Here is a 26,383-nt window from a genome sequence, read left to right on the forward strand (position 1 = left end):
GTATAAGATATTGCACAACAAAATAGGCTGTTTAATATTATTTTAATCTAAGAAGTGTATATTAATAGTAATTTAACAAAAATAGAGAAAGAGGTATTATGCCTGAAGCTAATGCTAATTTATATACAAGATTTAAGCTCAAATCTGAAAAATTATCAAAATGTAAAATAGGTACTCTAGGCAGTATGGCAAGAGTAAGCGATTTTTTTGATATGTTACATATAAAACCTCTTAATGATTTATATCACTTACTGGAAACTAAGCAGCAATTATCTGAAGAAGAAAGAAAGCATTATGCCAAAGAATTATATAATGTACTGGCTTCTAATGAATTAAAAGATCAAGAATTTGCTACATATTATATGAGGATAGATAGTGAATTGACAGTTCCCTATTTTGATGGAGGAAAAAAATTTACAGCTTTTGTAGAGCGTAAAATTCAGGCTTCTGATCCTATAAAGCAATGCATGGCAGTATTAATTAAAAATTTAATGAATGATACCCAAAAAAATGTAAACTATAGACGTATATTTGATCAAGCGGTATCTATGAATTTTAGTCAATTTGCTCTAGATTTAAAACGTGGTAGTAATATCATCATTCAGCAAAATCAAGAAAATTCATTAATTGCTCGTCATGATTTAAGTTTTAAAAAAATTGATAGTAATGGTCAAATTACCTTTAAGAGCTCTCCTTTAGCTGCCCATAGGGGAGATAATAGTACGATTTCTACCAATGGTGAAATAGAAACTCTCCCTTATGTATTAAGAGATTATATATGCAAGAAATCAGGTTTGGATATAGAGACTCCTGATAAAGCGATGCGTAATTTAGGCAAATGGCCTAAAGTGATTAATGAACAAATTAATAATGAGGGTATAAAAGAATATGAGATAGAAACCAGTGATGGTAGCCTAAAATTAGGAAAACTTATTTTTGCTGAGCAAGTGGCAAAAACTGATATACAAGAATATTGTAAGAAGTATAATTTGCCAGTTATGAGTAATTATCAAGCAGCGGAAGAAAAATATAAATTATTGAAACAAGAAATTGTTGATTATAAAAATCAAGAATCTAGCGTTAGGGTTGATGATTCTATAGAACATTTACAGACTTACTTATCTCTTAGTGATGCAGAATTAAGACACCGGGTAGAAGGAGAGATAATGCAAGAGTATCAATTGCAGCAAGTAGAGCTGATTGCTTTTATTAAATTATTAAAGGAAGATTATAATTTACCAGATCAAGATATAAGTAATTTTATTAATATTCATCACCAAGGGTTACTTACAGGTATTCAATCGGGTGTTTTACCTGAAATATTTCGTGCTGATATACACACAAAAAGTCCTATAGCAAACCCCTCCTATGCTATAGGTACTACTAAATTAATTTGTGATGATAATGGTATTAAGACTTTAAAACATACTGATACAATAAGCTATAAAGATTTTCATGGAAATGCTCTAGAGAATATAGCTCATTTAAAGACGGTCATTGATTTTAGTGATCAAGGTAAATCCAAGACAGAGGTAGGATATAATAGGCCTCCAGGAATGAATAACTTAAAAGCTATTATATATTATCAAGCTCAACCTTATGGTCAAATAGAAGTTAAAAATAATATTCCGCTTGAACACGCTCAGCATGTTAGTGCATTTAAACAACTTATATATATAATAGCAAATGCTTTATCTAAAATACGTAAAATTTTTGCACGTGCATCTAATGATGTAGAACCTAAAATAGAAGATAAGTATTTTATGAAAGACAATATAAATCAAACTAGTGAAGCACACAAAAAGAGTATAGAAGAAATAAGCCCTATAGTTAAACCAATTATATCAAAATCGGTTAGAGAAAATCGAGAAACTGGAAGGAGTCTATAATATATACCAATAGCGTTTCATAGTATTATACTAGTTTACAAAATATAAGAAAGAGGCTATAAGTACTTTATAGTAATAAATCTTATGAGGTTAATAAATATGGCGCGTAGTAATAAATCTATTTTATCTCCAGTTATTTTGGTAGCGGTGATATTAGTAGTTGGATTGTATATCTTTTATAAGTCTCCAGTAAAAACTGATACACTATCTATAGGGTCTATAGGTAAATCTACTAAAGAAGAACTAGCTTCAGTAGTAAAAGAAATACTCCAAGAAAATCCTGAAATGATTATAAGTTCTTTAGAAGGCTATCAACAAAAGAAAATGAAAGAAATGGAAGCTCAGTTTAAAGAAACTATGCAAAGTAAAAAGGGTGAATTACAAAATTCTTCTACATCACCTTATATAGGTAATGCAAGTGGTGATATAACAATTGTTGAATTCTTTGACTATAATTGTAAATATTGTAAGAGTGTAAATAAGGTTTTAGAACAATTGCTAGAAAGTGATAAAAATGTAAAGATAGTATTTAAAGAATTGCCAGTACTTGGGCCTAAGTCTCAGGCTGTTGCTGAAGCTGCTTTAGCTGTGCATTTTATAGATCCAAATAAATTTTTAGAATTTCACAATGCTCTAATGTATAATGATAATGATGATCAGTCTATTAGACAACTTGCTCAAAATATGTCTATTGATACTGCTAAACTAGAAGAAACAATGAAAAGCACTGCTGTAGCAGATGAATTAAATAAAGTACGCGAATTAGCTGCTAAAATTGGTATACGTGGTACCCCAGCATTTGTAATTGAAGATGAATTAATACCTGGAGCTATAGATTTAAATGTATTAAAGCAAAAAATAGCTGATATACGTGCTAAAAAGGCTCAAAAATAAATATCAATAGTAGAGATGACATAAAAAATGTAATCTCTACTCTCTTTTTATTAATCTTATTATAAAATTTTTAGCTTAAGATCTTAATAAATATTAATATAATTCAGACTTGACTATATAAAATAATTAATATATGTTAAGTATTCTTCCTTAGGATAGATTAATAGAAATTAAAGTGAAGGTTTAAATGAATATATTAAATATACTTGCGGACATTCAAGCTACCCATTGGAATTTGGATCCAATATCTCATTTAGATAAAAATGGGAAAGTGAAATCTATGGAGGAATATAGAAAAGAAGCGAAGCCATTTTTACGTATTATTGAGGATGGGCATGCAGATTTGTTAAAGAATGCTCAGCTTAGCTTAGTAGAAAAAGTTTGTAATAAAGTAGGTACCATTTTTTCAGGAAAATATTCTTTTAGTCAATTTACAAACGACATATATAGTGAAGAATTATCGCCAGTTTCTCATTATAATGCAAAGGGTCAATTAAAAACTCAAACAGAATTTAATCAAGACTTAAAAAGGCATATGATAGATAAAGTGTATCCTAGTCATCGAGAATTTATTGATTATGAAAACTCAACATATACAGAGCTAGTATGTACAAAAACTGGACAAAGTATTAGTAACTTATGTTATGGTAAAGTGTTTAGTGCGCTAGGGCATGGCGTGGAAGCAAGTATATATTTTATGCTAGGAGTAACAAATGTTACTTGTAAAACTATATATAATGTGAGTAATACTAGTTATAAACTAACTAAAAATATTGTCTCTAAGTTACATTCTACACACACAAAACATAATGATATGACCACAATTGACCAGTATGATAATTGTTATGTAGAAGATAATATTATTTCTTTAGATGGTAGTAGTGCTGCTGTAGTAATAGCTGGAGCAGAAAATTCTTTATCTGGATGGAATATATAAATAACATTCTAAGCCTAAATAGTAGTATTATAATTTTTAACTTGGCGTAATATATAAAAATGTTTAGAATCTCAGCAAATAAATATAATTATGTTGAGTGTAGATGTATAATAATATTAATGCGCAAATAGATAAATATTACAGGCTATTTAGGCTACATCAGCCTGCAGGTATAGCTCCTCTACTCTGGCCTGGTATATGGGCCATAACTTTTGCATCAAATCATTTACCTGATATCAAGCTATTAATAGTATTTATAGTTGGCAGTATTATAATGCGTGCAGCTGGATGTATTCTTAATGATATTGCGGATAGAGATTTTGATTCTTTAGTTACACGTACATGTAAGCGTCCTCTTGCTTGTGGTGAAATATCTATATGGCAGGCGTTTGGTGCATTTATTATTTTAGTGATCTTATCTTTTATTCTTATTTTATTGACGTTAAATAAATACGCTATTTTGATAGCAATTTCTTCTATTATACCTGTGATAATCTATCCTTTTATGAAAAGAGTTACCTATTGGCCCCAAGCTTTTTTAGGAATAACCTTCAATTGGGGTGTATTAGTAGGGTGGGTAGCTGTACAACAACAGTTTACTTTCAATACATTTATATTATATATAACATGTATATGTTGGACTTTGGGTTATGATACAATTTATGCCCATCAAGATAAGGTAGATGATATATTAGTAGGAATAAAATCAACAGCTATAAGATTTGGTGAGAATACAAAAAAATGGCTTACATTATTTTATTCTTGTGTGGCAGGGGGTTTAGTAAGTGTTGGTTATTTATCTAATATGCACTATATTTATTATATAGGATTTATACCAATCATTTATCATTTATATTGGCAGATAGCAACTTTAGATATTAATGATGCATATGATTGTAGATTAAAATTTATTTCCAATATTGGCTTTGGTTTAATAGTTTTTACTACAATTCTTTGTGGAAAAATATATGGTTACGCTTATTACTAGACCTAAAGCAGAGGCTGAATTATTGCAACAAAAGCTGCATAGTATGAACATTTACAGTGTCATAGAGTCTTTATTTACCGTGGTACATATTCATGTAGATATAAATGATCTAAATAATATATTAGGTACTAATAAATTACAGTTTATAATTTTTACTAGCATTAATGCTATTAAAGCTTTTGCAGAATTGAGCAACATCAGAGATATCTTAGTACTGACTGTTGGTAGTTCAACGGCTAGACAAGCTAAAACAATAGGATTTAAGCAAGTAATTACAGTTAATAAAGATGCAACCGAGCTACTACATTATATAAGAAGAAATTTTATTCCTTCGAAAGGTATGGTGCTGTATCCTCATGGTAAAATTATTTCTCTAGACATAATGGCGATATTAAAGAAAGATGGCTTTGACGTGCGAGATAGAGTAGTATATGATACTTTACCGGTAAAATGTTTATCTAATCATTTAATTGATATGATTAATTCTCGATATATTACATCTGCATTGTTTTTTTCTGCAGAAACTGCTAGAATTTTTATATCTCTGGTAAGGCAAGCAGATATAGGGCAAATGTTTAATTCTATAACAGCTTTTAGTTTAAGTGCTAATATTACTAAGATTTTAGAAAGTTTACCATGGAAGTCTATATATACTTCTTCTAGGCCTACTGAAAACTCTCTATTACAATTACTTGAGGATAAATTATGAAAAATAAATATAGTCTTCTTGTTTATTTGCTATTACTAATATGTGTAGTCGCCTTTATTGGGGTAGAAGGAGTAAGATATTTTTCTGCTATGCTTACACAGAAGATTAGTCCACTAGAGCAAAAATTATCTGAATTATCTACTCAGATAAATGAGTCTAAAATAGAAGATAATAATATTGCAAATGTAATATCTCCTAAGCTAGAAGCACAAGAAACAGCTCCTATACCTACAAAAAAAGAACAAGATGTAAGTTATAATACGGGCTGTGAAAAGTTATTACAGTTAATAATAGATAGCTATAAATTATTAAAAGCAGTAAAAACTGGACAGTTTTATAATGAATTAGCGGTATTAAAGAGTGTAGTAGTTGATGATACAATATTAAAAGAAAAGTTGAATATTCTTACCAAATATTCGGATCGCGGGGTGTATACATTAGAGCATTTGCAAAATACATTCAAAGTACTCTCTAAGCAGATATTGCATAGTATTAATGATATAGCGACTGAAGATGAAGTAACAAAGCCTAATAAAATTCTATCATTTTTGCAGCAAATGGTAATAGTACAAAAGACTGCACAAGTTAATAATCTTGAGCATGTTACAAAATTGCTAGATACAGTTTCAGCAGTAGTAATGGCAGGTAATTTAGAAGAGGCATTAAAGATATTAAAGCAGCTACCTAATAATTATGTTATAACTATACATGATTGGGTAGAAAATGCAGAAAGATTTTTAATTGTGAATAAAACAGCAGAAGAAATATATGAGCATATCATTTTCAGTTATTAATGAAGTCTCTAATTTAAATTAAAAAATTATAGTTATACTGTCAAAACCATATTAATAAGGTTATTTACGTCTTCTTCAGAAAGCAAATTAAACCACCTGCCTTCAGGATATAAAACTGCAACAGGTCCTTCCTTACACCTACCAAGACATCCAGAAAATGAGATGCGTACTGCATTATGGCCAGAAATATTACGTTCTTTGGTAATATTTTTTAGTTTCAGAGCAAGTTCCTTAGATATAGCATGCTTACCACAGCATTGGCCATTTTCTTTAAGATTAGTGCAAATAAAAGCATGTTTTTTATAGTAATTTTGTTCTATCATTTCTTGAACCTTATAAAAATGGTATATAAACCTATGATTAAAAATATCATAGGCGTGATCCATAATAACATAGTATATTTGTTAAAAGGGGTAGCAAATAGTATAAATTCTCCATATCTTGAGACTAAATACTCCTTAATTTCTTCTTGAGATTGGCCTTGATTTAGCTTATTTATAATAAGGGTACGTAAGCTTTGTGCAAATTCTGCATTAGATTCGTCTATAGATTGGCTTGCGCATACTATACAACGTATAGATTTAAACATTTCTTTTGCAGTATCATAGTTACTAGCATAGGTAATATTGGTGTAAATTGTAATAATAAATATCATATATAATAAACGCATATATATCTATATATCCTTTTTTAATTCTTTTTCAATCAGTGGTGCCATTTCTTTTTCATATAGTTGTCTGGTTAAGGCACCTCTTGTATGATATATAATTATACCTTCTTTATTGATCAAAATAGTTTCTGGAAAACCTTTGATACCAAACTCTATCGCAATATGTCCGAGTGAATCATTACCTATATCTTGATATGGGTTACCATAATTGTCTAAAAATTTTTTTAGATTTACGGGATTATCACGAACAGCTATACCATAAATTGGTATTTTACTATGGGAGTTAAGTGAAAAAAGAAAGCCATGTTCACTGCGGCAATAATTACACCAAGATGCAAAAAAGTTAATTATACATAATTGATGTTTAAGTTGTCCAGAAGTAAATGAGCGCTCAGGATGTAGATTGGATACTAACGAAAAATCTTTAATTTTTGTTCCAATTAAGGGTGATTGATAGGAAGAGGTATTAAAAAATTTTATGGCTATTAATATGCTAGTAGCTGCAAAAAAATATAAAGGTAAATGATAAAGAATACGCATATATTAACTAATTATTATATTTAATAAATTTAATTTTAGCAATTTGTCCAATTATAGCTACTATACCGCTAATTGTAATTAATATTATACTGCCCCACAACCAATTAATCATAGGTTGATAATATATGCGTATTGGTATTTTAAGTTCATTATGATTGCTGTCTCCTAAAATGGCATATAAATCAGAGTGACCATGCATATAAATTGCGCTTTCAGTAGTTTTAGTTTGTTCTACAGGATAAAATCTGATTTCTGGATATAAGGTAGTGATTTCATTACCTAATTTATCTGATATATAAAGCTTAGCTCGTTTATAAAAATAATTATTATCAGAACCATAATCTATTTTCTTTAAGGTACTATTATAATGAGCAAATTGTATTTTTTCTCCTACAGTTAAAGCTTGTTCAGTATCTATCCGTAAATTGGCATTTAAAGTAATGGCTATGACCATAATAGCAAATGCTATATGTCCTATAATCATAGCTAAAAAAGATTGAGGTAATAATACAATATTATAGATAGTATTTGATACAGAAACTTCAAAAAGCTTAATACGTGTGAGAAATAACATACACATATTTACTATTAAGATAGTACTACTAAATAAAAGTAGCATGGATATAATAGTATAAATTTTAAAGTAATAATATAAAATAGTGATAGTTAGAATTGAACTAAATAATGAAAAGATAAATTTATATAGTGTAATTTTTGTAATGGAATGTTTTACCCATTTTAGGTAAGGAGCAAGTGAGGCAAGGAATAATATTATGGGTATTAATGGAATAAAAGTAATACCAAAATAATGTTCTGCTACACTAATTTGTTGATCTGTAAAGAGTGAATAAAATATTGGATATAAAGTTCCCCATAGCACTACAAAACATCCATATACAAGAAATAAAGTAGCAAATAATATATATCCTGACTTAGAGTTTAATATAACTGGTACAGAAAATATTCTATGAGACTTAACTGCAAAAATGAGTAGAGATCCTATAGTAATAAAGGCTAAAATGATTAATATAAATATACCTCGTGTAGGGTCGCTAGCAAAGCTATGTACCGAGAGTAAAATACCAGATCTCACTAAGAAAGTACCAAGTATGCTTAAAGTTAGGGTAATAATGGCAAGAAAAATTGACCAATTTTTTAAGGCATTTTGTTTGATAGATACTATAATTGAATGAAGTAATGCGGTTGAGGTGAGCCAAGGCATTAAAGATGCATTTTCGACTGGATCCCAAAACCAGAAACCACCCCAGCCTAATTCACGATAAGCCCACCAACTTCCTAGCCCTATGCCAGCTCCAAGGGATAACCATGCTAAAGTAATCCAAGGACGCATTATATAAGCTATATATATTTTTAAATCTGCTTTTAGCAAAGCAAGTATCGCTAGAGAAAATGGTATTGAACAGCTGGTATAGCCTAAGTATAAAATGGGAGGATGAATTGCAAGGCCTATATCTTGTAATAAAGGGTTCAAACCTAAACCATCTTGTATGCCAAAAACACGTGTAAATGGATTAGAAGTATAAATTAAAAATAATAAAAATATTCCGATTAATAACGACTGTATAGATAAGATAATAGTTTTATCTAAAGGAGGGATATTACTTGTGAGAGCAAATAAAGTAGTAATTATCGAAAGTTCTAATACCCATAACATCATCGAACCTTCATGATTACCCCATGTACCAGTTATCTTATATAGTAGAGGTTTAAGAGTATGAGAATGCTTGGCTACAAGAGCTATAGAAAAGTCAGAAATAATAAAAGAATAAACTAATATTATAAATGCCAGTATACTAAACATACACTGTAGTATGATAGTTTGAGTTGTTACCTGGGCGATATGTTCTGCCCTTTTAAAAGGTATTAGAAGCAGCATACTAGCACTCGCCCATGCTAAGATGCAAGCAATAATTAGTGAGAATGCACCCAATTCTGCGATCATATTTTTTATAATTTATTTTAATTTTGAATATTCTATATTTGATAGAGTTGTATAACACTTAAAAAAAATAACAAGTAAAAACTAATGCATAATATGATTATTTTAATAAAGTGTTTATGATAATACCTATTATTGTCATTTTTAGAAGTTTAAAATATCTTATTTATCTGTTAATTCATATTGCACTTTATATATATACGATTTTTTGATAAATTCAGTTAATTTATTAATTTTTTATATTTTAAATAGGAGGGAAAGCCAAGAGTGATATAAAACACCTTTACTTTCCCTCGGATTATTTAGAGTTCATCATGCTGTTCAGTAGTTTCAGAAGTACCAACTAAACCTGGCCCTTCGTCAGTAGGTGGAGTGGGTGGTGTAGGTGCTTCATCATTTGCTCCCTCAATTTTTTCTTTAATTACATCAATAGGCTGTTGAATGGTAGCTTTGGCTTTAACCGAAGTATCTAACGCATCAAATTGGACAAAACCTTTTTCTGCTAATCTATTTAGATAGCTTTCTAGTTGATCTCCACCGTCATATCTACCAATACCTTCAGGTAAGTTATTTTGATCTAGCTCTTTACCAGTATCTTTATTATAAAGTTTAATACCTTTTTCTGATAAATAGTTAGCGCCATCTTGAGCTCTTTCTTCTTTATCACTGGTAACGTCTCTTATAACTTCTTTAAATTTTGGCATAATAACCTCCTAAATATTATTGAAGAATTTTTAACCAGAGTTAGTTAAATTAAACAAATTCAACATTATTAACTTAGTGGTATATTTATTAATATATAAACTCCTAGAGTTAATAATTAAGCTTTTTTTAATATAACTACTTTAACTCTGGATAAACTTTAGTGTAATAATTTAAATTTCAGAAATCAATACCTAAATAGATTTTAAGTAAAAAAAATTTTAGTAATTGATTATTTTTTCATTTTTTTATTATATTTACCAAATAGGTGCCCAATTTTTTCTTCTTTAAAAGCCGTATAGTAATTGAAATAAAGTTTTTATAAATTAATAACCTAATAATAGGTAAATAAAATGGTAGAATTTGGTAATAATATTATTAATAGAACAATAGGTAAAGTAATTTCTTCTGCATTTACACTTTTAAATAGTAGATTAAATACTGATATAAATATATATTTTCCATTAGGTATTATAATAGGGATAACATTTCCTCTATATTTTGAGTCTTCTTTAAATCAACTAGCTACAAAAGTAATAGAACCTGGCGATTCAGTATTAGAAGGAGCGACAAATACTGTCTCAAAAGTAACGCATACCTCTTCGAAAGAAATATCAAATAAATATGGCTTTTCTTTGAAAGGGTTGATAGCAGCAGTGGTAGCTATACCGTTTTTTGATGATCAATTTTTGAGTGGTATGTTAATTGGAATAGGTATAACCATAATATACGAATTGCCTTATATAGGAATGCTTGCTATAATGGCCGGAATATTGTTAGAATATAAAGTAGCAAGAAATAAGTAAACAAGTCTTAATTACAGTAATAAAATTAAGAAATTTAAAATATATTGTCAATTTTATTTCCTATTGACAGTACAGAGATTATTAATAAAATAACCTAATATAACTTTGTGAAGGTGGATTATGCATGCAATTATTTTGTCAGGTGGAGTAGGCAGCCGTCTTTGGCCTGTCTCGCGCGAGCTTTATCCTAAGCCTTTTATTAGGTTATCTGATAATCAGAGCTTTTTGCAAAAAGTACTTATACGTTGTATGAATATACAGACTATAAAAAGTATTACTAATGTTACAAATAGTCAGTTTCTGTTTAAAGTAAAAGATGAATATAATGAAATTATTGATGAGCAAGAAAAAGATTTTGATATTAACTACTTATTAGAACCTTTTGGCCGCAACACAGCAGCGGCAATTGCCGCTGTTACTTTGTATATTGTAGAGCTTTATGGGGAAAATTCGACCTTATTAGTACTACCCTCTGACCATATTATATCAGATCAACAGGCGTTTAATACAGCAATTTTAGAGGCTGAGTCCTTAACAAAACAAGGTAAAATTGTAGTATTTGGTATAAAGCCTAATAAACCTGAAACTGGATATGGTTATATAGAAAGTTTAAATACTTATCAAGTTTCTAGGTTTGTAGAAAAACCATCACAAGAACAGGCAGAAATTTATTTAAATTCTGGAAATTTTCTTTGGAATTCTGGTATATTTTGCTTTTCAGCTAAGATAATGCTGCAAGAGATGGTACAACATTGTCCTGATATTTTAGAAAGTGTAAAATATTGTATTAATAATTCACGAACTCTTAAAGGTAAGAAAGTGCATCAATTGAATATAGATGCAATAAGTTTTTCTAAGGTTAGAGAAGAATCTATAGATTATGCTGTGATGGAGAAATCTTCTAATCTTGCGGTAGTTTCGTGTAATATTGGTTGGAAAGATGTAGGAACATGGAATGCCATGAGTGAACTAGAAAATAGTGATAATTTAGGTAATATCATAAATGGCGAGACTGTATTACATAATGTTACAAATTGTTATATTAGTAGCAGTACAAGAGTTGTAGGGGCAGTTGGTATAGATAATTTATTAGTTATAGATACCCCAGATGCATTATTAATAGCAAATAAAGATAGTGCGCAAGATGTGAAAAGTGTATACGCTCAGCTAAAATACAATCAACATGAAGCACATAAATTGCATAAAACTGTACATAGACCTTGGGGCACATATACAATATTAGAAGAATCTAGTAAGTTTAAGATAAAGAGAATAGAAATAAATCCTAATGCCAGTTTAAGTTTACAGCTGCATAAATATAGATCAGAACATTGGGTAGTAGTAAATGGCCAAGCACGAGTTATTAATGGAGATCAGGAAATTATTCTTAATGTTAATGAATCTACCTATATTCCTGCAGGAGCTAAACATAGACTTAGTAACATGTCATTTAAAGAGAAGTTAGTAATAATCGAAATTCAGACAGGTAACTATTTAGGAGAAGATGATATAGTACGGTTTGATGATATTTATGGTAGAGTTGCTAATGTATGATGTAAAATGTTTTAAAGCATACGATATTAGGGGACGTGTGCCTGAAGAGCTAAATGAAGAGTTAGCTTATAATGTAGGATATGCGTATAGTAAAGTTTTTCAACCGAGAACAGTGGTAGTAGGTTATGATGTACGCTTAGAAAGTAATGCGCTTGCTAATGCGGTTATAAAAGGTTTAAATCACGCGCATACAAATGTAATTAATATAGGGTTATGTGGTACAGAAGAGGTATATTTTCATACATTTAACCGTTATTCAGAAGGTGTAGGAGGGGGAATTATGATTACTGCTAGTCATAATCCTAAAGGTTATAATGGTATGAAATTGGTACGTGAACAGAGTAAGCCTATTTCTGGAGACGATGGTTTATTTGATATTTTGGACTATATACGCAAATTTCCTCAAATTATGGCGTGGCATGACATTGATAAATCATATAATCTTAATAATGATTATAATAAAACAAGCTATATAGAACATCTATTAACATATATAAACTATAATAATCTTAAGCCTTTAAAAATAGTAGTAAATCCTGGTAATAGTTCAGCGGGGGTAGTGATAAAGTTGTTACAACGCTATTTGCCTTTTGAATTCATATATATACATGATGAGCCAGATGGTAACTTTCCAAATGGGGTTCCTAACCCTTTATTGCCTGAAAATAGACTTGTAACCTCAGAAGCTATAAAGTTGCATAAAGCTGATCTAGGAGTAGCTTGGGATGGTGATTTTGATCGTTGTTTTTTATTTGATGAAAAAGGAGAATTTATTGAGGGATATTATATAGTTGGATTACTTGCAGAGGTATTTTTAAAAAAATTTCCTAAAGAAAAAATTATACATGACCCAAGATTGTATTGGAATACAGTTGATATTGCTAATAACTTTGGAGGACAAGCTATACAAAGTAAAACTGGTCATGCCTTTATCAAAGCTAGTATGAGAAATGAAAATGCAATTTATGGTGGGGAAATGAGTGCTCATCATTATTTTCGAGATTTTGCGTATTGTGATAGTGGTATGATACCATGGTTATTGATTTCAGAACTTATTAGTATGCGTAATATATCATTAGCTCAACTAGTAGCGGAACAAATTAACCATTACCCTTGTAGTGGTGAAATGAATTATACTGTACATAATAAAAATTTCTTATTTGCAAAAATTTTAGAGTATTTTGAAAAATTTAATCCTAAAATAGATTATACAGATGGTTTAAGCTTAGAATTTGATGATTGGCGTTTCAATATTCGTGGATCTAATACAGAACCCTTAGTAAGATTAAATATAGAAACACGCGGTGATAAGGTAATTATAGACTCCTATAAAAGCATCATAGAGAGCATTATAGAAAACTATGGATCTAATATATTAGCTGTTTCTTAAAATTTTATAGAAAAATATTTAAACTTAATACATAGTTATTCATAAAAGCTCTTCTACTCTCGGACAATAAATGTAAATAATGAGCAAGAATGATGTCATACCCGTGAAAACGACTATCTGGAACATTACTATTACCACTTTCGCAGGTAGTGACAAAAAAGAGTATATCTGATATTATAACCTCTTTTACAATTTTTTGTCTGAGAGTAGGACCAATGGTAGGCTTCGCTTATCGCTTCTAGAGTATTTACCAACTCAATAAATATTACGTGTACGAGCAATATTATTCTTAAGCTCTTTACTAACATATGGTACTTCAAACCCCTTAAAATCTAGGTTAAAAAAATACAATAATTGTTTTTATACCCTTTTTACTACTTAGGCTTCACGCAACGATTTATTTAAACTATCTGTAAGAGGATCAAGTAAATACCTAAGTAAAGTACGTGTTCCTGTGACTACGTATACATCTGCAGGCATACCAGGCAATAACTCTATATCCTTTAATCTAGGATTGTCTATAAATTGTGATTTATCTATTTCAATACGTGCCACATAATGAGGTTGAGGATTCATTTGTTGTTTATCTACCAATATATCAGGAGAGATGTATACTACTTTTCCATCTACCAAAGGTGTATTACGACTTTTATATGCGCCAAGTCTTACATGTGCAATAAATCCTACATGAATATGGCTAATATCCTGAGGCCTGACTTGTGCTTCTATAACTAATTGGTCTTTTTCTGGTACTATATCTACAATGATACCCCCAGGTGGAATAACGCCCCCTAGAGTATGGAATTTTAAATCATGTACTACACCATCTTGAGGAGCTATGATCATTATTCTATCTAATATATCGGTAGCAGCTTTAATTTTTTCATGTATGGTTGAAAGCTGCACTTGGGTATCTCGTAGTTCTTTTGCTACCTCATTTAAAATAGTTGTAGTAGTATTTATCATTTCAATTTGCAAACCATTAATTTGTTGTTCTGCTTGGGAAATACGTCCGGTATATTCTCCCATATTGCCGCGTAGGGCGGCAACACGTGATTGTAGGTCTTGAAATTTAAATTTTTGATATGTACCTTTTTTAACCAAAGGATCTAAAATTCTTAATTGTTCTTCGTTTATTTTTAATTGAGCCATAGCTGATTCTTTTTGAGATTGATAACTGCTAATTTCATTTTTATGTTGCTCAATTTTTTTGTGTATAATATCAATTTTTTCATTAATAAATTTTTTTCTAGTATTAAAAATATTAGTTTGGCCTTCTATATTAGTTTTAATTTCTGGTATGTTAAGGTGTGATAATAATTCTGGAGAGAATTTTATGGTTTCAGTTTGATCTCGTTCAGCAATTAATCTATCTTCCTGCGCTTTAAGAGCGCGCTCTTGACTGATTAAAGAATCTAATTCTGATTTTGCACGTGCTGCACTTAATAAAATTAGAGGATCTCCAGCTTTTACATGGTCTCCGTCTTTAACATAGATTTTTTCAATAATGCCTCCCTCTAGATGTTGGATAGTTTTCCGATTGCTATCTACAACTATTTTTCCAGGTGCGATAACAGCACTGTCAAGTGGAGCAAGAGTAGCCCATAAGCCAAATACCCCAAACGTTAAAATAAGAACCCATATACCAAAAACAATAGGTGAACGTGCATTTTGTAATATATCGCTTCTTTCATATTTGTGTGGCCGTTCCCTAATAATGAAATCTATAGATTTATCTATATTGCGTAGTATAACAAACAGATAATGTTTAACTTTATCATTTTTTGTGATATTTCCAGCTTTAACAATAAGTTTATTAACAAAGCTTAGGTTATGAATTTTTAAATCTTGTTCTGTGTCTTGCTGATTTTTATTCTGTAACATAAATTTATTCACCTAAGATGGATTACTTTTTTGTAAATGGGGTGTATTATTAGCAGAAGGTGTTTTTGCAAATCTTGCCAAAACTTCGTCACGTGGTCCAAATGCTACTATACTACCTTCTTGTAATATTAGAATTTTATCAACGTTTGCAAGGACAGAAGGACGATGAGAAATTACTATAGTAGTAATTTTCTTAGTTCTAGCACTGCTTAAAGCTCGCATTAGAGCTTGTTCTCCTATCTCATCTAAATTTGCATTAGGTTCGTCCAGTACTACAAGTTTAGGATCTCCAAAAAATGCTCTAGCTAAGCCAATACGTTGACGTTGTCCCCCAGATAAAGAGGAACCACCCATACCAATATCTGTATCATATCCATTTGGTAAATGTAAAATCATCTCGTGTGCACCAGCTATTTGAGCTGCTTCTACCACTTTTGCAGGATCGACATCAGCTTGCATACGAGCTATGTTATCTTTTATAGTACCATTGAATAATTCTACATCCTGAGGCAAGTATCCTACATGTTTTCCAAAATCATCTCTTTTCCATGAGTAAACATCTGCATCGTCTAGTCGTACTGTTCCACTTATCGGTTTCCATACACCTACTATTAATTTAGCTAAAGATGATTTACCAGCAGCGCTAGGGCCAATCACTGCTAAGATATCTCCAGCATCGATGGCAAAATTTACTCCCTTTAAAGTATATTTATTTGCTTGAGGCGTATTACTTGGAGGCGCAAAAAAAGCATTTTCTACTATTAAACGCCCTATAGGGGCAGGTAATGCCATAGCTTCTGGACGTAAACTAGGGCGATCTAAGGTAGCATTCAATCTTTGGTAAGCTTTGCGTGCACCAGTGATTTGTTTCCAAGTTTCAATTGCAGTATCAATAGGAGCTAAAGCTCTACCTACTAATATAGATGCGGCAATCATTCCACCTGTAGTAAATCCTATAGGTGGGACCATTAATACTAGATATGCACCTATAGCAGTAACCAACATTTGCAATAGCATACGCAAGAATTTTGATATATTAGAAATAATACCATTCCTATAGCTAGCTACTGACTGTGCCTCAAGTTTTTTGTTATTAAATTTTACCCAATTATTATTAATAGCTGGAAGCATCCCCATTGCTTCAATAACTTCTGCATTACGTGTAGCAATATCAGATTGATACATACTTTTCATATAATGCTCATTTGCCTCATTGAGTTTATTACTTGTAGCATATGCATTTAAAATAGCAAAACCTAGTAATAATATACCACCAATTAAAGTTAGGTAGCCTAAATAAGGATGTAATATAAAAATTACTGCTAAATACACAATAGCCCAAGGTGCATCAAATAAAGTATTGATACCAGCGCTAGTTAAGAAATTTTTGACTGTATCTAAGTCTCTTAAAGCTTGGTTTGCACCAACTGAAGAGCGTAAAACTGACAGTGAAATACTATGGCTAAATAATATAGGAGTTAAAAGAGTATCTAACCATTCACTGATCTTGATTAAAACAAAGGAACGTGTAATTTGTAATAATGTAAGAGCTACATAAGCCGCTACCACAATTAAAGATAGCATTAACAGAGTTTCTAAGTTACGACTTGAAATTACCCTATCTAAAACCTGTAAGGAGTATACTGAGGTTAAAAGCATTAATACATTTACAGCAAAGGCAAAAATAAAGGTAATAATAAAAGCTTTTCTACAATGTTGTAATGCAACTTTTAGAGGATTATGAAAATTTATCTGACTTTTAACCATTCAATCCTTGCTTTTTATTTTATAAGTTAATTATATAATATTATTATAATATAAATAAATTATTAAATTAAATATAATAAAAAATTAATATTATTAGAAATTTATATTAACCTAATAATTTTTTATAGTATAGTAATTTATTGCTTTTTTCAGGTAGCTTATTAATAATCGAATTATAGTTTTTGGATAAAAACTATAATTTAATGTTTAATGGCGGAAGGACAGGGATTCGAACCCTGGACACGCTGTGCGTGAACATACTTTCCAGGCATGCGCCTTAAACCACTCGGCCATCCTTCCTATTCCTGAAGAAAATTTTAAACTCTTCTTGTATGTCTACATAATATTATGATAAAAGTCAATTTAGTGATATAATTTATTTAAAAAGGTAGTCATTATGTATCTAGATAAAATTCCGACAGGTAAAAATCCGCCACATGAATTTAATGTTATAGTTGAGATACCCATGGGAGGCCCTCCTGTTAAATATGAGGTTGATAAAAATTCTAATGCTATTATGGTAGATAGGTTTTTACCTACAGCAATGTTTTATCCATGTAATTATGGTTTTATACCACATACTTTATCTGATGATGGAGATCCTATAGATGTATTAGTTGTTAGTGAATTTTCAGTAATTCCTGGTAGTATATTGCCTGCACGTCCTATAGGAGTCTTGATTATGGAAGATGAATCGGGACAAGATGAAAAAATTCTGGCTGTACCTACTCAGAAACTTACTACTTATTATGATAATGTACATTCATATCAAGATTTACCTCAAATTACAATTCAACGTATTAATCACTTTTTTGAGTATTATAAAAAACTTGAAGTAGGGAAATGGGTAAAGATTACAGGGTGGCAAGATGTAGAAATGGCTATGAAACTTATAACAGATGCCATTTCTAGACATAAATCAGCAAAATAGTATTACCGTAATGAATAGAATAAAGTTATGAGCTTTGTTCTATTCATTAATAGGATTTGTAAATAATTTTTATTAAAGGCTTCATGATTTTTAGAGAAGAAAATATTTATAAATGCTAGTATAAAAAACTTGACTTTCACAATAAGCTGGTTATTTTCAGGATAAAGCAAGTAAGCTCTTGTATAAACTGTATTTATTCAGTTATATGGTATATAGTAATGAAATTTTTTATAGATACTGCTAATATTGATGAAATAAAAGAATTAGCTAATACAGGGTTAATTGATGGTGTTACAACCAATCCAAGCTTGATAGCTAAATCTGGCCGCCAATTTTTAGAAGTAATAAAAGAGATTTGTCATATAGTAGATGGTCCTGTAAGCGCAGAAGTTATTGCAACTGAGTATATGCAAATGGTAGCAGAAGGAAAAAAACTTAGCAAAATTGCCAGGAATGTTGTAGTAAAGTTGCCTCTTACTTTAGATGGATTAAAAGCATGTAAGATATTAACAAATGAAGATATTATGGTGAACATCACTTTATGTTTTTCTGCAGCGCAGGCGATTCTTGCTGCTAAAGTTGGTGCTACTTTTGTATCCCCGTTTGTTGGTAGACTAGATGATATTGGTCAAGATGGCTTTAAGCTTATTGAAGATATTTGTAGTATTTATAATAAATATCCAGATTTTAATACACAAGTACTAGTTGCATCTGTACGTAATCCTTTGCACATAATAAAAAGTGCTAAATTAGGGGTTCATGTAGCGACTATACCTCCATCTGTAATAAAACAACTGGTTTATCATCACCTTACTGATAAAGGGTTACAAACCTTTTTAGAGGATTGGCATAAAACTAATCAAAAGATTTTATAGATAGCTGTAAAACTTTACTTGCAAATAAAAAAAAAAAATGTATGGTAATACCCTGCTGCGTTAAAAGTAACGTAATGCATGTTATTATTATTTTAGGAATATAAAATTGAACGGTAACCATGGCTTTTTATGAATCTACATTTATAGTGCGTCCTGATATATCTAAACAAGAGATTAACAGATTAGTAGATACTTTTTCTAAAGTTATCTCTGAGAGCGGGGGTAAAGTGTTAAAAACCGAGCACTGGGGACTGCGTAATTTAGCTTATATTATTAATAAAAGTAAAAAGGGTTATTACGTGATGTTAGTTCTTGATGCGTTACATACTGCTGTTGAAGAAATGGAAAGACGTATTAAACTTAATCCAGATATATTGCGTCACCTTACAATAAGAGTAAAAGAAGTTAGCGAAGGTCCTTCTTCTATTATTGCATCTCAGGATGATGATACAGATGGTGTAAGTAATGTTATAATAGATGAGTAAATGCAGGAGTAAAAAATGAGTAAAACAAGACATGGCTCTAATGATCAAGATAAAATAAAAATGGTATCACCTACTCAGGTGTTTTTTAAAAGAAAGAAAAGATGTCCATTATCAGAAGAAGGAAGTCCAAAAGTTGATTATAAAAATGTAAAATTGTTATCACGTTTTATTTCGGAAAGAGGGCGTATTTTACCTAGTCGTATTACTTCTGTTTCGGCAAAAAAGCAGCGTGAATTGAAAATAGCTATAAAACGTGCTCGTTCATTAGCCTTGCTTCCTTATGCACAAAAGTAATGTAATTATATAGTTGAGGAAAAAGTCAATGGAAGTTATTTTATTAGAGAAAGTTGGTAGATTAGGTTCAGTAGGAGATACAGTAAAAGTTAAGGGTGGTTATGCACGTAACTTTTTACTACCACGTAATAAGGCTTTACGTGCTACGGATGCAAATAAAGCGTTGTTCGAACAGAAGAGAATTGAGATTGAACAAAAAAACCTTTCCCATAAACAGGCCGCAGAAAACATTGCATCACAGATTCAAAATATTGAATTAGAAATTTTAAGACAAGCTAGTGATGATGGTAAACTTTTTGGTTCTGTAAGTGCAAAAGATATTGCTGCTGCTTTTAAAGCAAAGGGTGTTGAAGTAACCAAGCATCAAGTTATAATAAATACTGCAATAAAATTTATAGGTACGTATGCAATTGTTATTGGTCTTCATCCAGAAGTAGAAATTTCTGTTAATGTGCATGTTAAACGCCCAGAGTTGAATGGGTCTAATATTTAAAACTTTTTATTTTATTATTGAGGTTTGTGGGATATAAATTTTATAGTTTTTGTATCCCTTTTTTATATAGCATAATTATAAGAAAAATATTCTTAAGTAGTTACAATTAGTGTAGTGATTTATTATATTGAGTAAGCGATATACTTCTTCGTGTATATCTAATTTTTATTTTATCCATATAAGTATAGTAAATTAAATTCTAATACGTCTAAAACTGTGATAAAATGGCGTCAAAGAAAAGAAGAAGGAATAGAAGATCGCTCTAACGCTCCTAAAAAAGCAACTACTATTTTGAAGCCCGAAGATGAAGCTTTGATTATTGCTTTTCGTAAGTCTACGCAATTACCTTTGGATGATTGCTTTGATGCACTTATTAAAGAAATACCTTATTTAACTCGTTCTAATCTTTACCGATGTCTTAAACGCTATGGTTTATCTTGCTTACCCAAAGAAGTTAATATCAAAGAGAAGAAGAAATTTAAAACTTATGAAATAGGATTTATGCATCTTGATATCACAGAAGTAAGAATTGGAGAAGGAAAATTCTACATATTTGTGGCAATATGTAGAGTGAGTAAATTTGCTTATGTTGAACTGCATAATAATAGCAATGGAGATACCACAAGTAATTTTCTTGATAACTTGGTAAGCAGCTGTCCATTTAAGATACATACCATATTGACTGATAATGGTGTTCAATTTGCTTATAATAGCTTAGCCAGGTACAGAGCCCCAAAAGTAAGACATAGATTTGATCTGAAATGCAAAAATTATGGTATCAGGCATCGTACAACAAGGCCTTATACTCCAAGTACTAATGGTCAAGTAGAAAGAATGAATAGGACTATCAAAGAAGCTACCACTAAACAATATCATTATAGCAGTAGAGAAGAGTTAGATAATCATCTGCAAGCTTTTGTTATGGCTTATAATTATGCTAAAAGGCTTTCTACTATTGCTAGAAAAACCCCTTGGAAAATGATCTTGACTTGTTATCAACAGAATGCTAAAAACTTTAGAATTAATCCTAACCATCAACCCTCGAAACTATACACCTAGTTACCAAACAAATTACTTTTGATATATTAATTTATTTATAGATATTTTTAAACCATGTAAATTAGGTTAAAATCGGACCAAGAGATTTACCTGCTAAAATATGTACGTGAAAATGAAAGATTTCTTGTAATGCATCAGAACCTATATTAGTAACAAGTCTATAACCATTTTTATCTAGTTCCTTTAAAGAAGCTATTTTTTGTATAGTTTTAAAGAAAATACTAATTTCCTTGCTGGAAGCTTTTTCAAGAAAATCATGAAAAGAAATATAGCCAATTTTTTTAGGAACAACTAATATATGTACTGGTGCAGAAGGAGAAATATCATTGAAAGCTAAAACATTTTCATCTTCATATATTTTCTGAGTATTTAACTCTCCACGTATAATACGTGCAAATACGTTATTGTTATCATAAGTATTGTTATGCATTTAATTAATCCTAATTTATAATCATTATAGTAAATTATGTTAAGAGTTTAGTTTTACCTTAGCTATGCATATAGGTCAAATAATTTTAATTTTTATATAGCAATATAGAAATTATCAATTATATGTATAGATTATTAATTTGAGTATATAACTGTTTAGCATTATTTACATAGTATGTTGTATAAAATGTTCTGAATGTTACTAATATTTTAATTACTATATTTTATTATTTTCTTAATTTATATATTATGGCCTTATATACAAGGTATAAAATTATTATAGAGTATGATGGCACTAACTATTGTGGGTGGCAGAAACAACAAAATGCTGTTTCTGTACAACAAAGAATAGAAGAAGCTATACGCAAATTTTCTCAAGAAGTGGCTGTAGTATATGGTGCAGGACGCACTGATGCAGGTGTACATGCAACCGGACAAGTAGCTCATTTTGATTTATATAAAAAATTTAACTGTATTACTATACAAAATGCTTTGAATTTTTATTTACAACGCACAAATATAAGCATTTTAAATTGTGAAATTGTAGATAAGCATTTCCATGCTCGATTTAGTGCCTTAAAACGGGCATATAAATATATAATCATTAACAGAGCGGCTCCTTTATCCTTAGAACGAAATAGAGCGTGGCATATTAAGCATTCATTGGATCTGAATGCTATGCAAAAAGCTGTTCAATATTTGATTGGTCAACATGATTTTAGTAGTTTTCGAGCAGCGGCTTGTCAAGCATCTACACCTATTAGAACTATAGACAAAATAAATATTGAACAAATCAATGAATATATATTTTTTGATATAGCAGCTCCTTCTTTTTTACATCATATGGTGCGTAACATTGTTGGTAGTCTTAAATTAGTAGGAGAGCATGCTTGGTTACCAGAGAATTTAAATGAAGTTTTACTTGCAAGAGATCGTGCGAAAGCAGGTCCAACTTCTCCTGCTTGTGGCTTATATTTTACACAAGTGATTTATTAATGAATTTAGAATTCTAAAATCTTATTTTATTTATTAGTTATTTATTTTACAATCGGTTATCATATCAATACATATTGACATATATTACTTAAGATTTTATTTAGTATCTATAAAGAATTATACTTTTTAAATTATAAGAGTAACATTATGTCTAAAGAGATACAGTATAGCCATCATTATCCTAATTCTAATTTCATGTTAGGTAACTTACCTAAGCATCCTATTATTGCTCATATGAATCAATCCCAAAGACTCTTTCATGAGCAAAAGAGTCGTGATTTAAATATAATGTTTGCTGAATTTAATATTGAAGAAATAAAGAGGATAATAGAAGAAATAGAAGAAGCATTAAATAAATTGCCAACAGAGAAATTGTGGAAAAATCAGGGTGTACTCGCTACTATTTATATAGACGATTTTCATAAAAATCTTTTTGTTGTTTTAGAAAAAAGTATTAAAGAAAATAATCGTGATTTTTTAAAGTATTTATTAAATAAAGGCGTTGATATAGATAAACAATATTTTCATAATATGCCGCCTTCTAATATTTTAGAAGTTGCAGTAAAGAACAATAAATTAGAAATAGTAAAGTATTTAATAGAGCAAGGAGCTAAATTTTTTGATGACAATCATATATCCCTTTTGGGGGAAATGGAGTATGGTAGTAGTGCTTTAGATATAGCTCTTGAATCGGGTTTTAATGAGATTGCTATATATTTAATAACCCAATTGCCTCAAGAAGCCTATGATAATTTAGTTCCTAAAATTATACCTAATACCATCACACATGATAATATTGCTATAATAAAATCATGTGCAGAATTTATTCATAATAAAGCGAATAAGGAAGAATTATTAGAAAAAGCTACGCAAGATAATAGTTTTGAGATAATGTCTTATTTAGTAGAGAATGGAGCTAATATAACGCACAATGCTATAAAAATTGCCTATTCAAAAGAGAATCAAAGCTATCTTAAGTATTTACTTGCATGTAGTAACATCGATTTAAATGAAGTAGAAAAGGGAGATGGTTATTATAAAGATTTTTCTGAAAGTGAGGAAATATCTGATGAAGAGCAAGAAAACATTGATTTACAAATAGAGGTGTTTGTTAAGGAAATAAATTCTATTTTTGCCCATACACTAGAAGAAGATATAATATGCAACTTTATTACTATAGAAGATTTAAGAATCGTGAAGGCAATATTTAAATATCGTATCGAGAATGAGGGTTACCCTGTAAACTTAATAGCTCATATAGAAAAAATTAATGACTTACAGATTGCTCGAGAGTTAAAAACTATAGCTAATAGTTTTAGAGTTACTGATAAAGAAGAAATAGGTAAAAAAATTGAACCTATGTTTGCAACTTTATTACACGAGAATAACCCTATAGAATTTACTTCTATGGTGCCATATTCACTCCTAACTGGGATCACAATTGCTACAATGAAAAAAGAAGCTTCTGATAGAGATAGTTATGAGAAGTATCCAGAGTATAAAACTAAGAATTGTTTTGGCTATATCATTAATCCAAAGAATTTTAAGCAAGTTTTGTTATTGTTATCATCAAGGCCTGAGCAAACAGAGCAAATGTTATCTATATTAAATAACCAATTTTCTCCAAATTTGGATCGTATTATATATACCAATGAAGATATGTGTCAATTAAAGGATGTGACTCGTAGATTTAGGTCAATTGATCCAGAAGTTTTAGAATTATTATCAGAACGGCACCAGAAATGTAATATTTTAGAAGAACAATTGTCAGAGTATAGAGAGGATAAGTCAACATTTGTCTCCAGAATATCGAGTAAAAGAAAATATCATAGTGCAGATGACGCAAGTGATGTAAGTTATAAAAGTCCCCGACTATAGAGAAAATTACTATCTACAGAAAGTAGGATAAAAATGGATGTAACTTAAAACCCTCGTTGTTTACATTTAAAAGTATATACTATATATATTAAGCAAGAGATAGTGAAGCATTTTAGCAAAAATTATATTGTGCCATCAAAAAGTTAGTTGGCTATAGTATATTTTAATAATTTGATTTTGAGGGTGCATGAATCAAAAATTTAATCCATCTTTACTTATATATTTAATAGTCTTTAGTGGGCCTATATTAGCATTGTCAGGGGGTTTAATTGCGTCCATATTTATTGTTATGGCTTTAATTATAATATATAATTTAAAAGGATCTTCTAAAGAGGTGTTAAAATTACTTCGTGCCGATAATATAGTATTAATGTTTTTAATATTTTTGCTTTATGCGTTAATTACAAGTTATTGGTCTGCTAATAAAATGCGTAGTTTAAGCACTATTATAAAAATCTTTCTTTTATTTGGTACCGGAATGTATGTATTTCGCTTATTAAGTTCTAGTGCCCTTCAACCTATGAAGTTGAGAAAGAATTATCTAATATGGGCTTTAATTATAGTGAATACTCTTTTAATGGCTGAATGTTTATCAGGACATTCCTTGAATGTCTTTTTGCGTAATATTTTTTCCTTTAAAGTTGATAAATTGCGTGAACCAGGCGAAAAAGCAACAGCATTATTTACAATACTGTTACCAGTATTATATACATATCTATATGAAAAATCGTGGAGTTATCTATTTTTAATATTAATTACAGTGCTTAATTATTGTACGCATAATATGCTTGCTGCATTATTATCAGTTTGTATTGCATTAATTGCAATGGGTATGGGTATAGTAATAAAGCGTGTAGCTGTCAAAATTATTATGTTTAGTATAATTTTATTATTTATTTATACTCCTGTGATTTTTATTATAATATTACAATGTGAATATGTTAAGGATTATATTATACCGAACCTCCCTTTCAATTGCCTTGAAAGAGTAAATATGTGGAATAATGCTCTTATTTTAATACAAGATCGTCCTTTCTTAGGATGGGGAATTAATGCTTCAGATGCTTTAAATAAACTAGTGAATCAAAGTCAAAATATTATACAATTACACCCACATAACGCTTTTATTCAGATTTGGCTTGAAACAGGATTGTTAGGCGTGAGTATTATCTCTATAATATTATATCAGCTTTATTTAAAACTCTCCACGATAACGAATGCTAAACAAATTAGTATTTATATGGGGTCTATCAGTGCTTTTTTTGTGTTTGCGATGTTAAGTTTTGGAATATGGCAAACATGGTGGCTTAGCACGCTTTGGATAGTTGTTATAATTAATTATATAATAACAAAAAACCCAAATGAGGTGCATAACAAAAATAATATAATCAAAACAGCTACAGTTTGATTACTATGAACGAGGAGAAAACCCTATAAGTTTTGCTCATATATATGCATT

General features: G+C 30.1%; 26 protein-coding genes and 1 tRNA gene. 18 read left to right on the plus strand and 9 right to left on the minus strand.

Features of this window, described 5'->3' with window-relative positions:
* Positions 1–98 precede the first annotated feature (98 nt).
* From NOVO_04880 to NOVO_04905, 6 genes are all read left to right on the plus strand, one after another.
* Positions 99–1,889 carry a hypothetical protein gene (locus NOVO_04880; protein AIL65351.1) on the plus strand — a complete coding sequence of 597 codons (1,791 nt, stop codon included), beginning with the start codon at positions 99–101 and terminating at the stop codon, positions 1,887–1,889.
* A gap of 99 nt (positions 1,890–1,988) precedes the next feature.
* The gene (bdbD_1, locus tag NOVO_04885; GenBank protein AIL65352.1) at positions 1,989–2,783 is read left to right on the plus strand and encodes a Thiol-disulfide oxidoreductase D; all 795 of its coding nucleotides are present in this window, start codon (positions 1,989–1,991) and stop codon (positions 2,781–2,783) included.
* 187 nt (positions 2,784–2,970) lie between these two features.
* Positions 2,971–3,720, plus strand: a complete 750-nt coding sequence (locus NOVO_04890) for a hypothetical protein (protein ID AIL65353.1) — start codon at positions 2,971–2,973, stop codon at positions 3,718–3,720.
* Positions 3,721–3,823: 103 nt separating this feature from the next.
* A complete protein-coding gene (gene ubiA / locus NOVO_04895) occupies positions 3,824–4,708 on the plus strand; it encodes a 4-hydroxybenzoate octaprenyltransferase (protein AIL65354.1) in 885 nt (294 codons plus the stop codon).
* Positions 4,689–5,417, plus strand: coding sequence for a uroporphyrinogen-III synthase (locus NOVO_04900; protein ID AIL65355.1), 729 nt, complete (start codon positions 4,689–4,691; stop codon positions 5,415–5,417). Before ubiA ends, NOVO_04900 begins: the two co-directional genes overlap by 20 nt.
* A complete protein-coding gene (locus NOVO_04905; GenBank protein AIL65356.1) occupies positions 5,414–6,211 on the plus strand; it encodes a hypothetical protein in 798 nt (265 codons plus the stop codon). Before NOVO_04900 ends, NOVO_04905 begins: the two co-directional genes overlap by 4 nt.
* 32 nt (positions 6,212–6,243) lie before the next feature.
* On the opposite strand, the gene NOVO_04910 is transcribed toward NOVO_04905, so the two are convergent.
* The 5 genes from NOVO_04910 to NOVO_04930 all read right to left on the minus strand — a co-directional run bounded on the left by NOVO_04910 (position 6,244) and on the right by NOVO_04930 (position 10,085).
* Positions 6,244–6,534, minus strand: coding sequence for a Ferredoxin, 2Fe-2S (locus NOVO_04910; GenBank protein ID AIL65357.1), 291 nt, complete (start codon positions 6,532–6,534; stop codon positions 6,244–6,246).
* A complete protein-coding gene (gene ccmH, locus NOVO_04915) occupies positions 6,531–6,881 on the minus strand; it encodes a Cytochrome c-type biogenesis protein CcmH precursor (GenBank protein AIL65358.1) in 351 nt (116 codons plus the stop codon). Before ccmH ends, NOVO_04910 begins: the two co-directional genes overlap by 4 nt.
* Positions 6,882–6,887: 6 nt before the next feature.
* On the minus strand, positions 6,888–7,421 hold the full coding sequence (dsbE, locus tag NOVO_04920) for a Cytochrome c biogenesis protein CcmG (GenBank protein AIL65359.1): 534 nt from the start codon (positions 7,419–7,421) through the stop codon (positions 6,888–6,890).
* A 7-nt stretch (positions 7,422–7,428) separates the two neighbouring features.
* A complete protein-coding gene (gene ccmF / locus NOVO_04925; protein ID AIL65360.1) occupies positions 7,429–9,384 on the minus strand; it encodes a Cytochrome c-type biogenesis protein CcmF in 1,956 nt (651 codons plus the stop codon).
* Between the two features lie 299 nt (positions 9,385–9,683).
* Positions 9,684–10,085, minus strand: coding sequence for a hypothetical protein (locus NOVO_04930; GenBank protein ID AIL65361.1), 402 nt, complete (start codon positions 10,083–10,085; stop codon positions 9,684–9,686).
* A 351-nt stretch (positions 10,086–10,436) separates the two neighbouring features.
* Here NOVO_04930 and NOVO_04935 point away from each other — a divergent pair, with 351 nt between their 5' ends.
* The 3 genes from NOVO_04935 to algC all read left to right on the plus strand — a co-directional run bounded on the left by NOVO_04935 (position 10,437) and on the right by algC (position 13,833).
* A complete protein-coding gene (locus NOVO_04935) occupies positions 10,437–10,889 on the plus strand; it encodes a hypothetical protein (GenBank protein ID AIL65362.1) in 453 nt (150 codons plus the stop codon).
* Positions 10,890–11,009: 120 nt separating this feature from the next.
* On the plus strand, positions 11,010–12,443 hold the full coding sequence (gene algA / locus NOVO_04940; GenBank protein ID AIL65363.1) for an Alginate biosynthesis protein AlgA: 1,434 nt from the start codon (positions 11,010–11,012) through the stop codon (positions 12,441–12,443).
* Positions 12,436–13,833: a Phosphomannomutase/phosphoglucomutase gene (algC, locus tag NOVO_04945; GenBank protein AIL65364.1), complete on the plus strand. Its 1,398-nt coding sequence runs from the start codon at positions 12,436–12,438 to the stop codon at positions 13,831–13,833. Before algA ends, algC begins: the two co-directional genes overlap by 8 nt.
* A 378-nt stretch (positions 13,834–14,211) precedes the next feature.
* On the opposite strand, the gene prsE is transcribed toward algC, so the two are convergent.
* The 3 genes from prsE to NOVO_04960 all read right to left on the minus strand — a co-directional run bounded on the left by prsE (position 14,212) and on the right by NOVO_04960 (position 17,784).
* Entirely contained in the window at positions 14,212–15,717 is a 1,506-nt protein-coding gene (prsE, locus tag NOVO_04950; GenBank protein ID AIL65365.1) for a Type I secretion system membrane fusion protein PrsE, read from the minus strand.
* A 12-nt stretch (positions 15,718–15,729) separates the two neighbouring features.
* On the minus strand, positions 15,730–17,484 hold the full coding sequence (gene prsD, locus NOVO_04955; GenBank protein AIL65366.1) for a Type I secretion system ATP-binding protein PrsD: 1,755 nt from the start codon (positions 17,482–17,484) through the stop codon (positions 15,730–15,732).
* A gap of 211 nt (positions 17,485–17,695) precedes the next feature.
* A tRNA-Ser gene (locus NOVO_04960) sits at positions 17,696–17,784 on the minus strand.
* Between the two features lie 97 nt (positions 17,785–17,881).
* On the opposite strand from NOVO_04960, the gene ppa reads away from it, so the two are divergent.
* The 6 genes from ppa (at position 17,882) to NOVO_04990 (ending at position 21,621) form a co-directional block, all read left to right on the plus strand.
* On the plus strand, positions 17,882–18,415 hold the full coding sequence (gene ppa / locus NOVO_04965) for an Inorganic pyrophosphatase (GenBank protein AIL65367.1): 534 nt from the start codon (positions 17,882–17,884) through the stop codon (positions 18,413–18,415).
* A 218-nt stretch (positions 18,416–18,633) separates the two neighbouring features.
* A complete protein-coding gene (gene tal / locus NOVO_04970) occupies positions 18,634–19,290 on the plus strand; it encodes a Transaldolase (protein AIL65368.1) in 657 nt (218 codons plus the stop codon).
* 119 nt (positions 19,291–19,409) lie between these two features.
* Entirely contained in the window at positions 19,410–19,775 is a 366-nt protein-coding gene (gene rpsF, locus NOVO_04975; protein ID AIL65369.1) for a Ribosomal protein S6, read from the plus strand.
* A 15-nt stretch (positions 19,776–19,790) separates the two neighbouring features.
* Complete coding sequence (rpsR, locus tag NOVO_04980) at positions 19,791–20,069, plus strand: Ribosomal protein S18 (protein AIL65370.1); 279 nt, start codon at positions 19,791–19,793, stop codon at positions 20,067–20,069.
* Positions 20,070–20,097: 28 nt separating this feature from the next.
* Positions 20,098–20,562: a Ribosomal protein L9 gene (rplI, locus tag NOVO_04985; protein AIL65371.1), complete on the plus strand. Its 465-nt coding sequence runs from the start codon at positions 20,098–20,100 to the stop codon at positions 20,560–20,562.
* 216 nt (positions 20,563–20,778) lie between these two features.
* Positions 20,779–21,621: an Integrase core domain protein gene (locus NOVO_04990; protein ID AIL65372.1), complete on the plus strand. Its 843-nt coding sequence runs from the start codon at positions 20,779–20,781 to the stop codon at positions 21,619–21,621.
* Between the two features lie 61 nt (positions 21,622–21,682).
* Here the strand turns inward: NOVO_04990 and NOVO_04995 are convergent, their stop codons facing one another.
* On the minus strand, positions 21,683–22,051 hold the full coding sequence (locus NOVO_04995; GenBank protein AIL65373.1) for an HIT-like protein: 369 nt from the start codon (positions 22,049–22,051) through the stop codon (positions 21,683–21,685).
* Positions 22,052–22,299: 248 nt separating this feature from the next.
* On the opposite strand from NOVO_04995, the gene truA reads away from it, so the two are divergent.
* From truA to NOVO_05010, 3 genes are all read left to right on the plus strand, one after another.
* Positions 22,300–23,046 carry a tRNA pseudouridine synthase A gene (gene truA / locus NOVO_05000; GenBank protein AIL65374.1) on the plus strand — a complete coding sequence of 249 codons (747 nt, stop codon included), beginning with the start codon at positions 22,300–22,302 and terminating at the stop codon, positions 23,044–23,046.
* A gap of 147 nt (positions 23,047–23,193) precedes the next feature.
* The gene (locus NOVO_05005) at positions 23,194–24,924 is read left to right on the plus strand and encodes an Ankyrin repeat protein (protein ID AIL65375.1); all 1,731 of its coding nucleotides are present in this window, start codon (positions 23,194–23,196) and stop codon (positions 24,922–24,924) included.
* Positions 24,925–25,111: 187 nt separating this feature from the next.
* Positions 25,112–26,332 carry a Lipid A core - O-antigen ligase gene (locus tag NOVO_05010; protein AIL65376.1) on the plus strand — a complete coding sequence of 407 codons (1,221 nt, stop codon included), beginning with the start codon at positions 25,112–25,114 and terminating at the stop codon, positions 26,330–26,332.
* Positions 26,333–26,383 lie beyond the last annotated feature (51 nt).

The organism is Rickettsiales bacterium Ac37b, assembly GCA_000746585.2.
Taxonomy (GTDB): Bacteria; Pseudomonadota; Alphaproteobacteria; order Rickettsiales; family Arcanibacteraceae; genus Ac37b.

Coding starts and splice junctions, on each gene's coding strand:
- NOVO_04880 (AIL65351.1), top strand. CDS start 99: ATGCCTGAAGCTAATGCTAATTTATATACAAGATTTAAGCTCAAATCT.
- bdbD_1 (AIL65352.1), top strand. CDS start 1,989: ATGGCGCGTAGTAATAAATCTATTTTATCTCCAGTTATTTTGGTAGCG.
- NOVO_04890 (AIL65353.1), top strand. CDS start 2,971: ATGAATATATTAAATATACTTGCGGACATTCAAGCTACCCATTGGAAT.
- ubiA (AIL65354.1), top strand. CDS start 3,824: ATGTATAATAATATTAATGCGCAAATAGATAAATATTACAGGCTATTT.
- NOVO_04900 (AIL65355.1), top strand. CDS start 4,689: ATGGTTACGCTTATTACTAGACCTAAAGCAGAGGCTGAATTATTGCAA.
- NOVO_04905 (AIL65356.1), top strand. CDS start 5,414: ATGAAAAATAAATATAGTCTTCTTGTTTATTTGCTATTACTAATATGT.
- NOVO_04910 (AIL65357.1), bottom strand. CDS start 6,534: ATGATAGAACAAAATTACTATAAAAAACATGCTTTTATTTGCACTAAT.
- ccmH (AIL65358.1), bottom strand. CDS start 6,881: ATGCGTTTATTATATATGATATTTATTATTACAATTTACACCAATATT.
- dsbE (AIL65359.1), bottom strand. CDS start 7,421: ATGCGTATTCTTTATCATTTACCTTTATATTTTTTTGCAGCTACTAGC.
- ccmF (AIL65360.1), bottom strand. CDS start 9,384: ATGATCGCAGAATTGGGTGCATTCTCACTAATTATTGCTTGCATCTTA.
- NOVO_04930 (AIL65361.1), bottom strand. CDS start 10,085: ATGCCAAAATTTAAAGAAGTTATAAGAGACGTTACCAGTGATAAAGAA.
- NOVO_04935 (AIL65362.1), top strand. CDS start 10,437: ATGGTAGAATTTGGTAATAATATTATTAATAGAACAATAGGTAAAGTA.
- algA (AIL65363.1), top strand. CDS start 11,010: ATGCATGCAATTATTTTGTCAGGTGGAGTAGGCAGCCGTCTTTGGCCT.
- algC (AIL65364.1), top strand. CDS start 12,436: ATGTATGATGTAAAATGTTTTAAAGCATACGATATTAGGGGACGTGTG.
- prsE (AIL65365.1), bottom strand. CDS start 15,717: ATGTTACAGAATAAAAATCAGCAAGACACAGAACAAGATTTAAAAATT.
- prsD (AIL65366.1), bottom strand. CDS start 17,484: ATGGTTAAAAGTCAGATAAATTTTCATAATCCTCTAAAAGTTGCATTA.
- ppa (AIL65367.1), top strand. CDS start 17,882: ATGTATCTAGATAAAATTCCGACAGGTAAAAATCCGCCACATGAATTT.
- tal (AIL65368.1), top strand. CDS start 18,634: ATGAAATTTTTTATAGATACTGCTAATATTGATGAAATAAAAGAATTA.
- rpsF (AIL65369.1), top strand. CDS start 19,410: ATGGCTTTTTATGAATCTACATTTATAGTGCGTCCTGATATATCTAAA.
- rpsR (AIL65370.1), top strand. CDS start 19,791: ATGAGTAAAACAAGACATGGCTCTAATGATCAAGATAAAATAAAAATG.
- rplI (AIL65371.1), top strand. CDS start 20,098: ATGGAAGTTATTTTATTAGAGAAAGTTGGTAGATTAGGTTCAGTAGGA.
- NOVO_04995 (AIL65373.1), bottom strand. CDS start 22,051: ATGCATAACAATACTTATGATAACAATAACGTATTTGCACGTATTATA.
- truA (AIL65374.1), top strand. CDS start 22,300: ATGGCCTTATATACAAGGTATAAAATTATTATAGAGTATGATGGCACT.
- NOVO_05005 (AIL65375.1), top strand. CDS start 23,194: ATGTCTAAAGAGATACAGTATAGCCATCATTATCCTAATTCTAATTTC.
- NOVO_05010 (AIL65376.1), top strand. CDS start 25,112: ATGAATCAAAAATTTAATCCATCTTTACTTATATATTTAATAGTCTTT.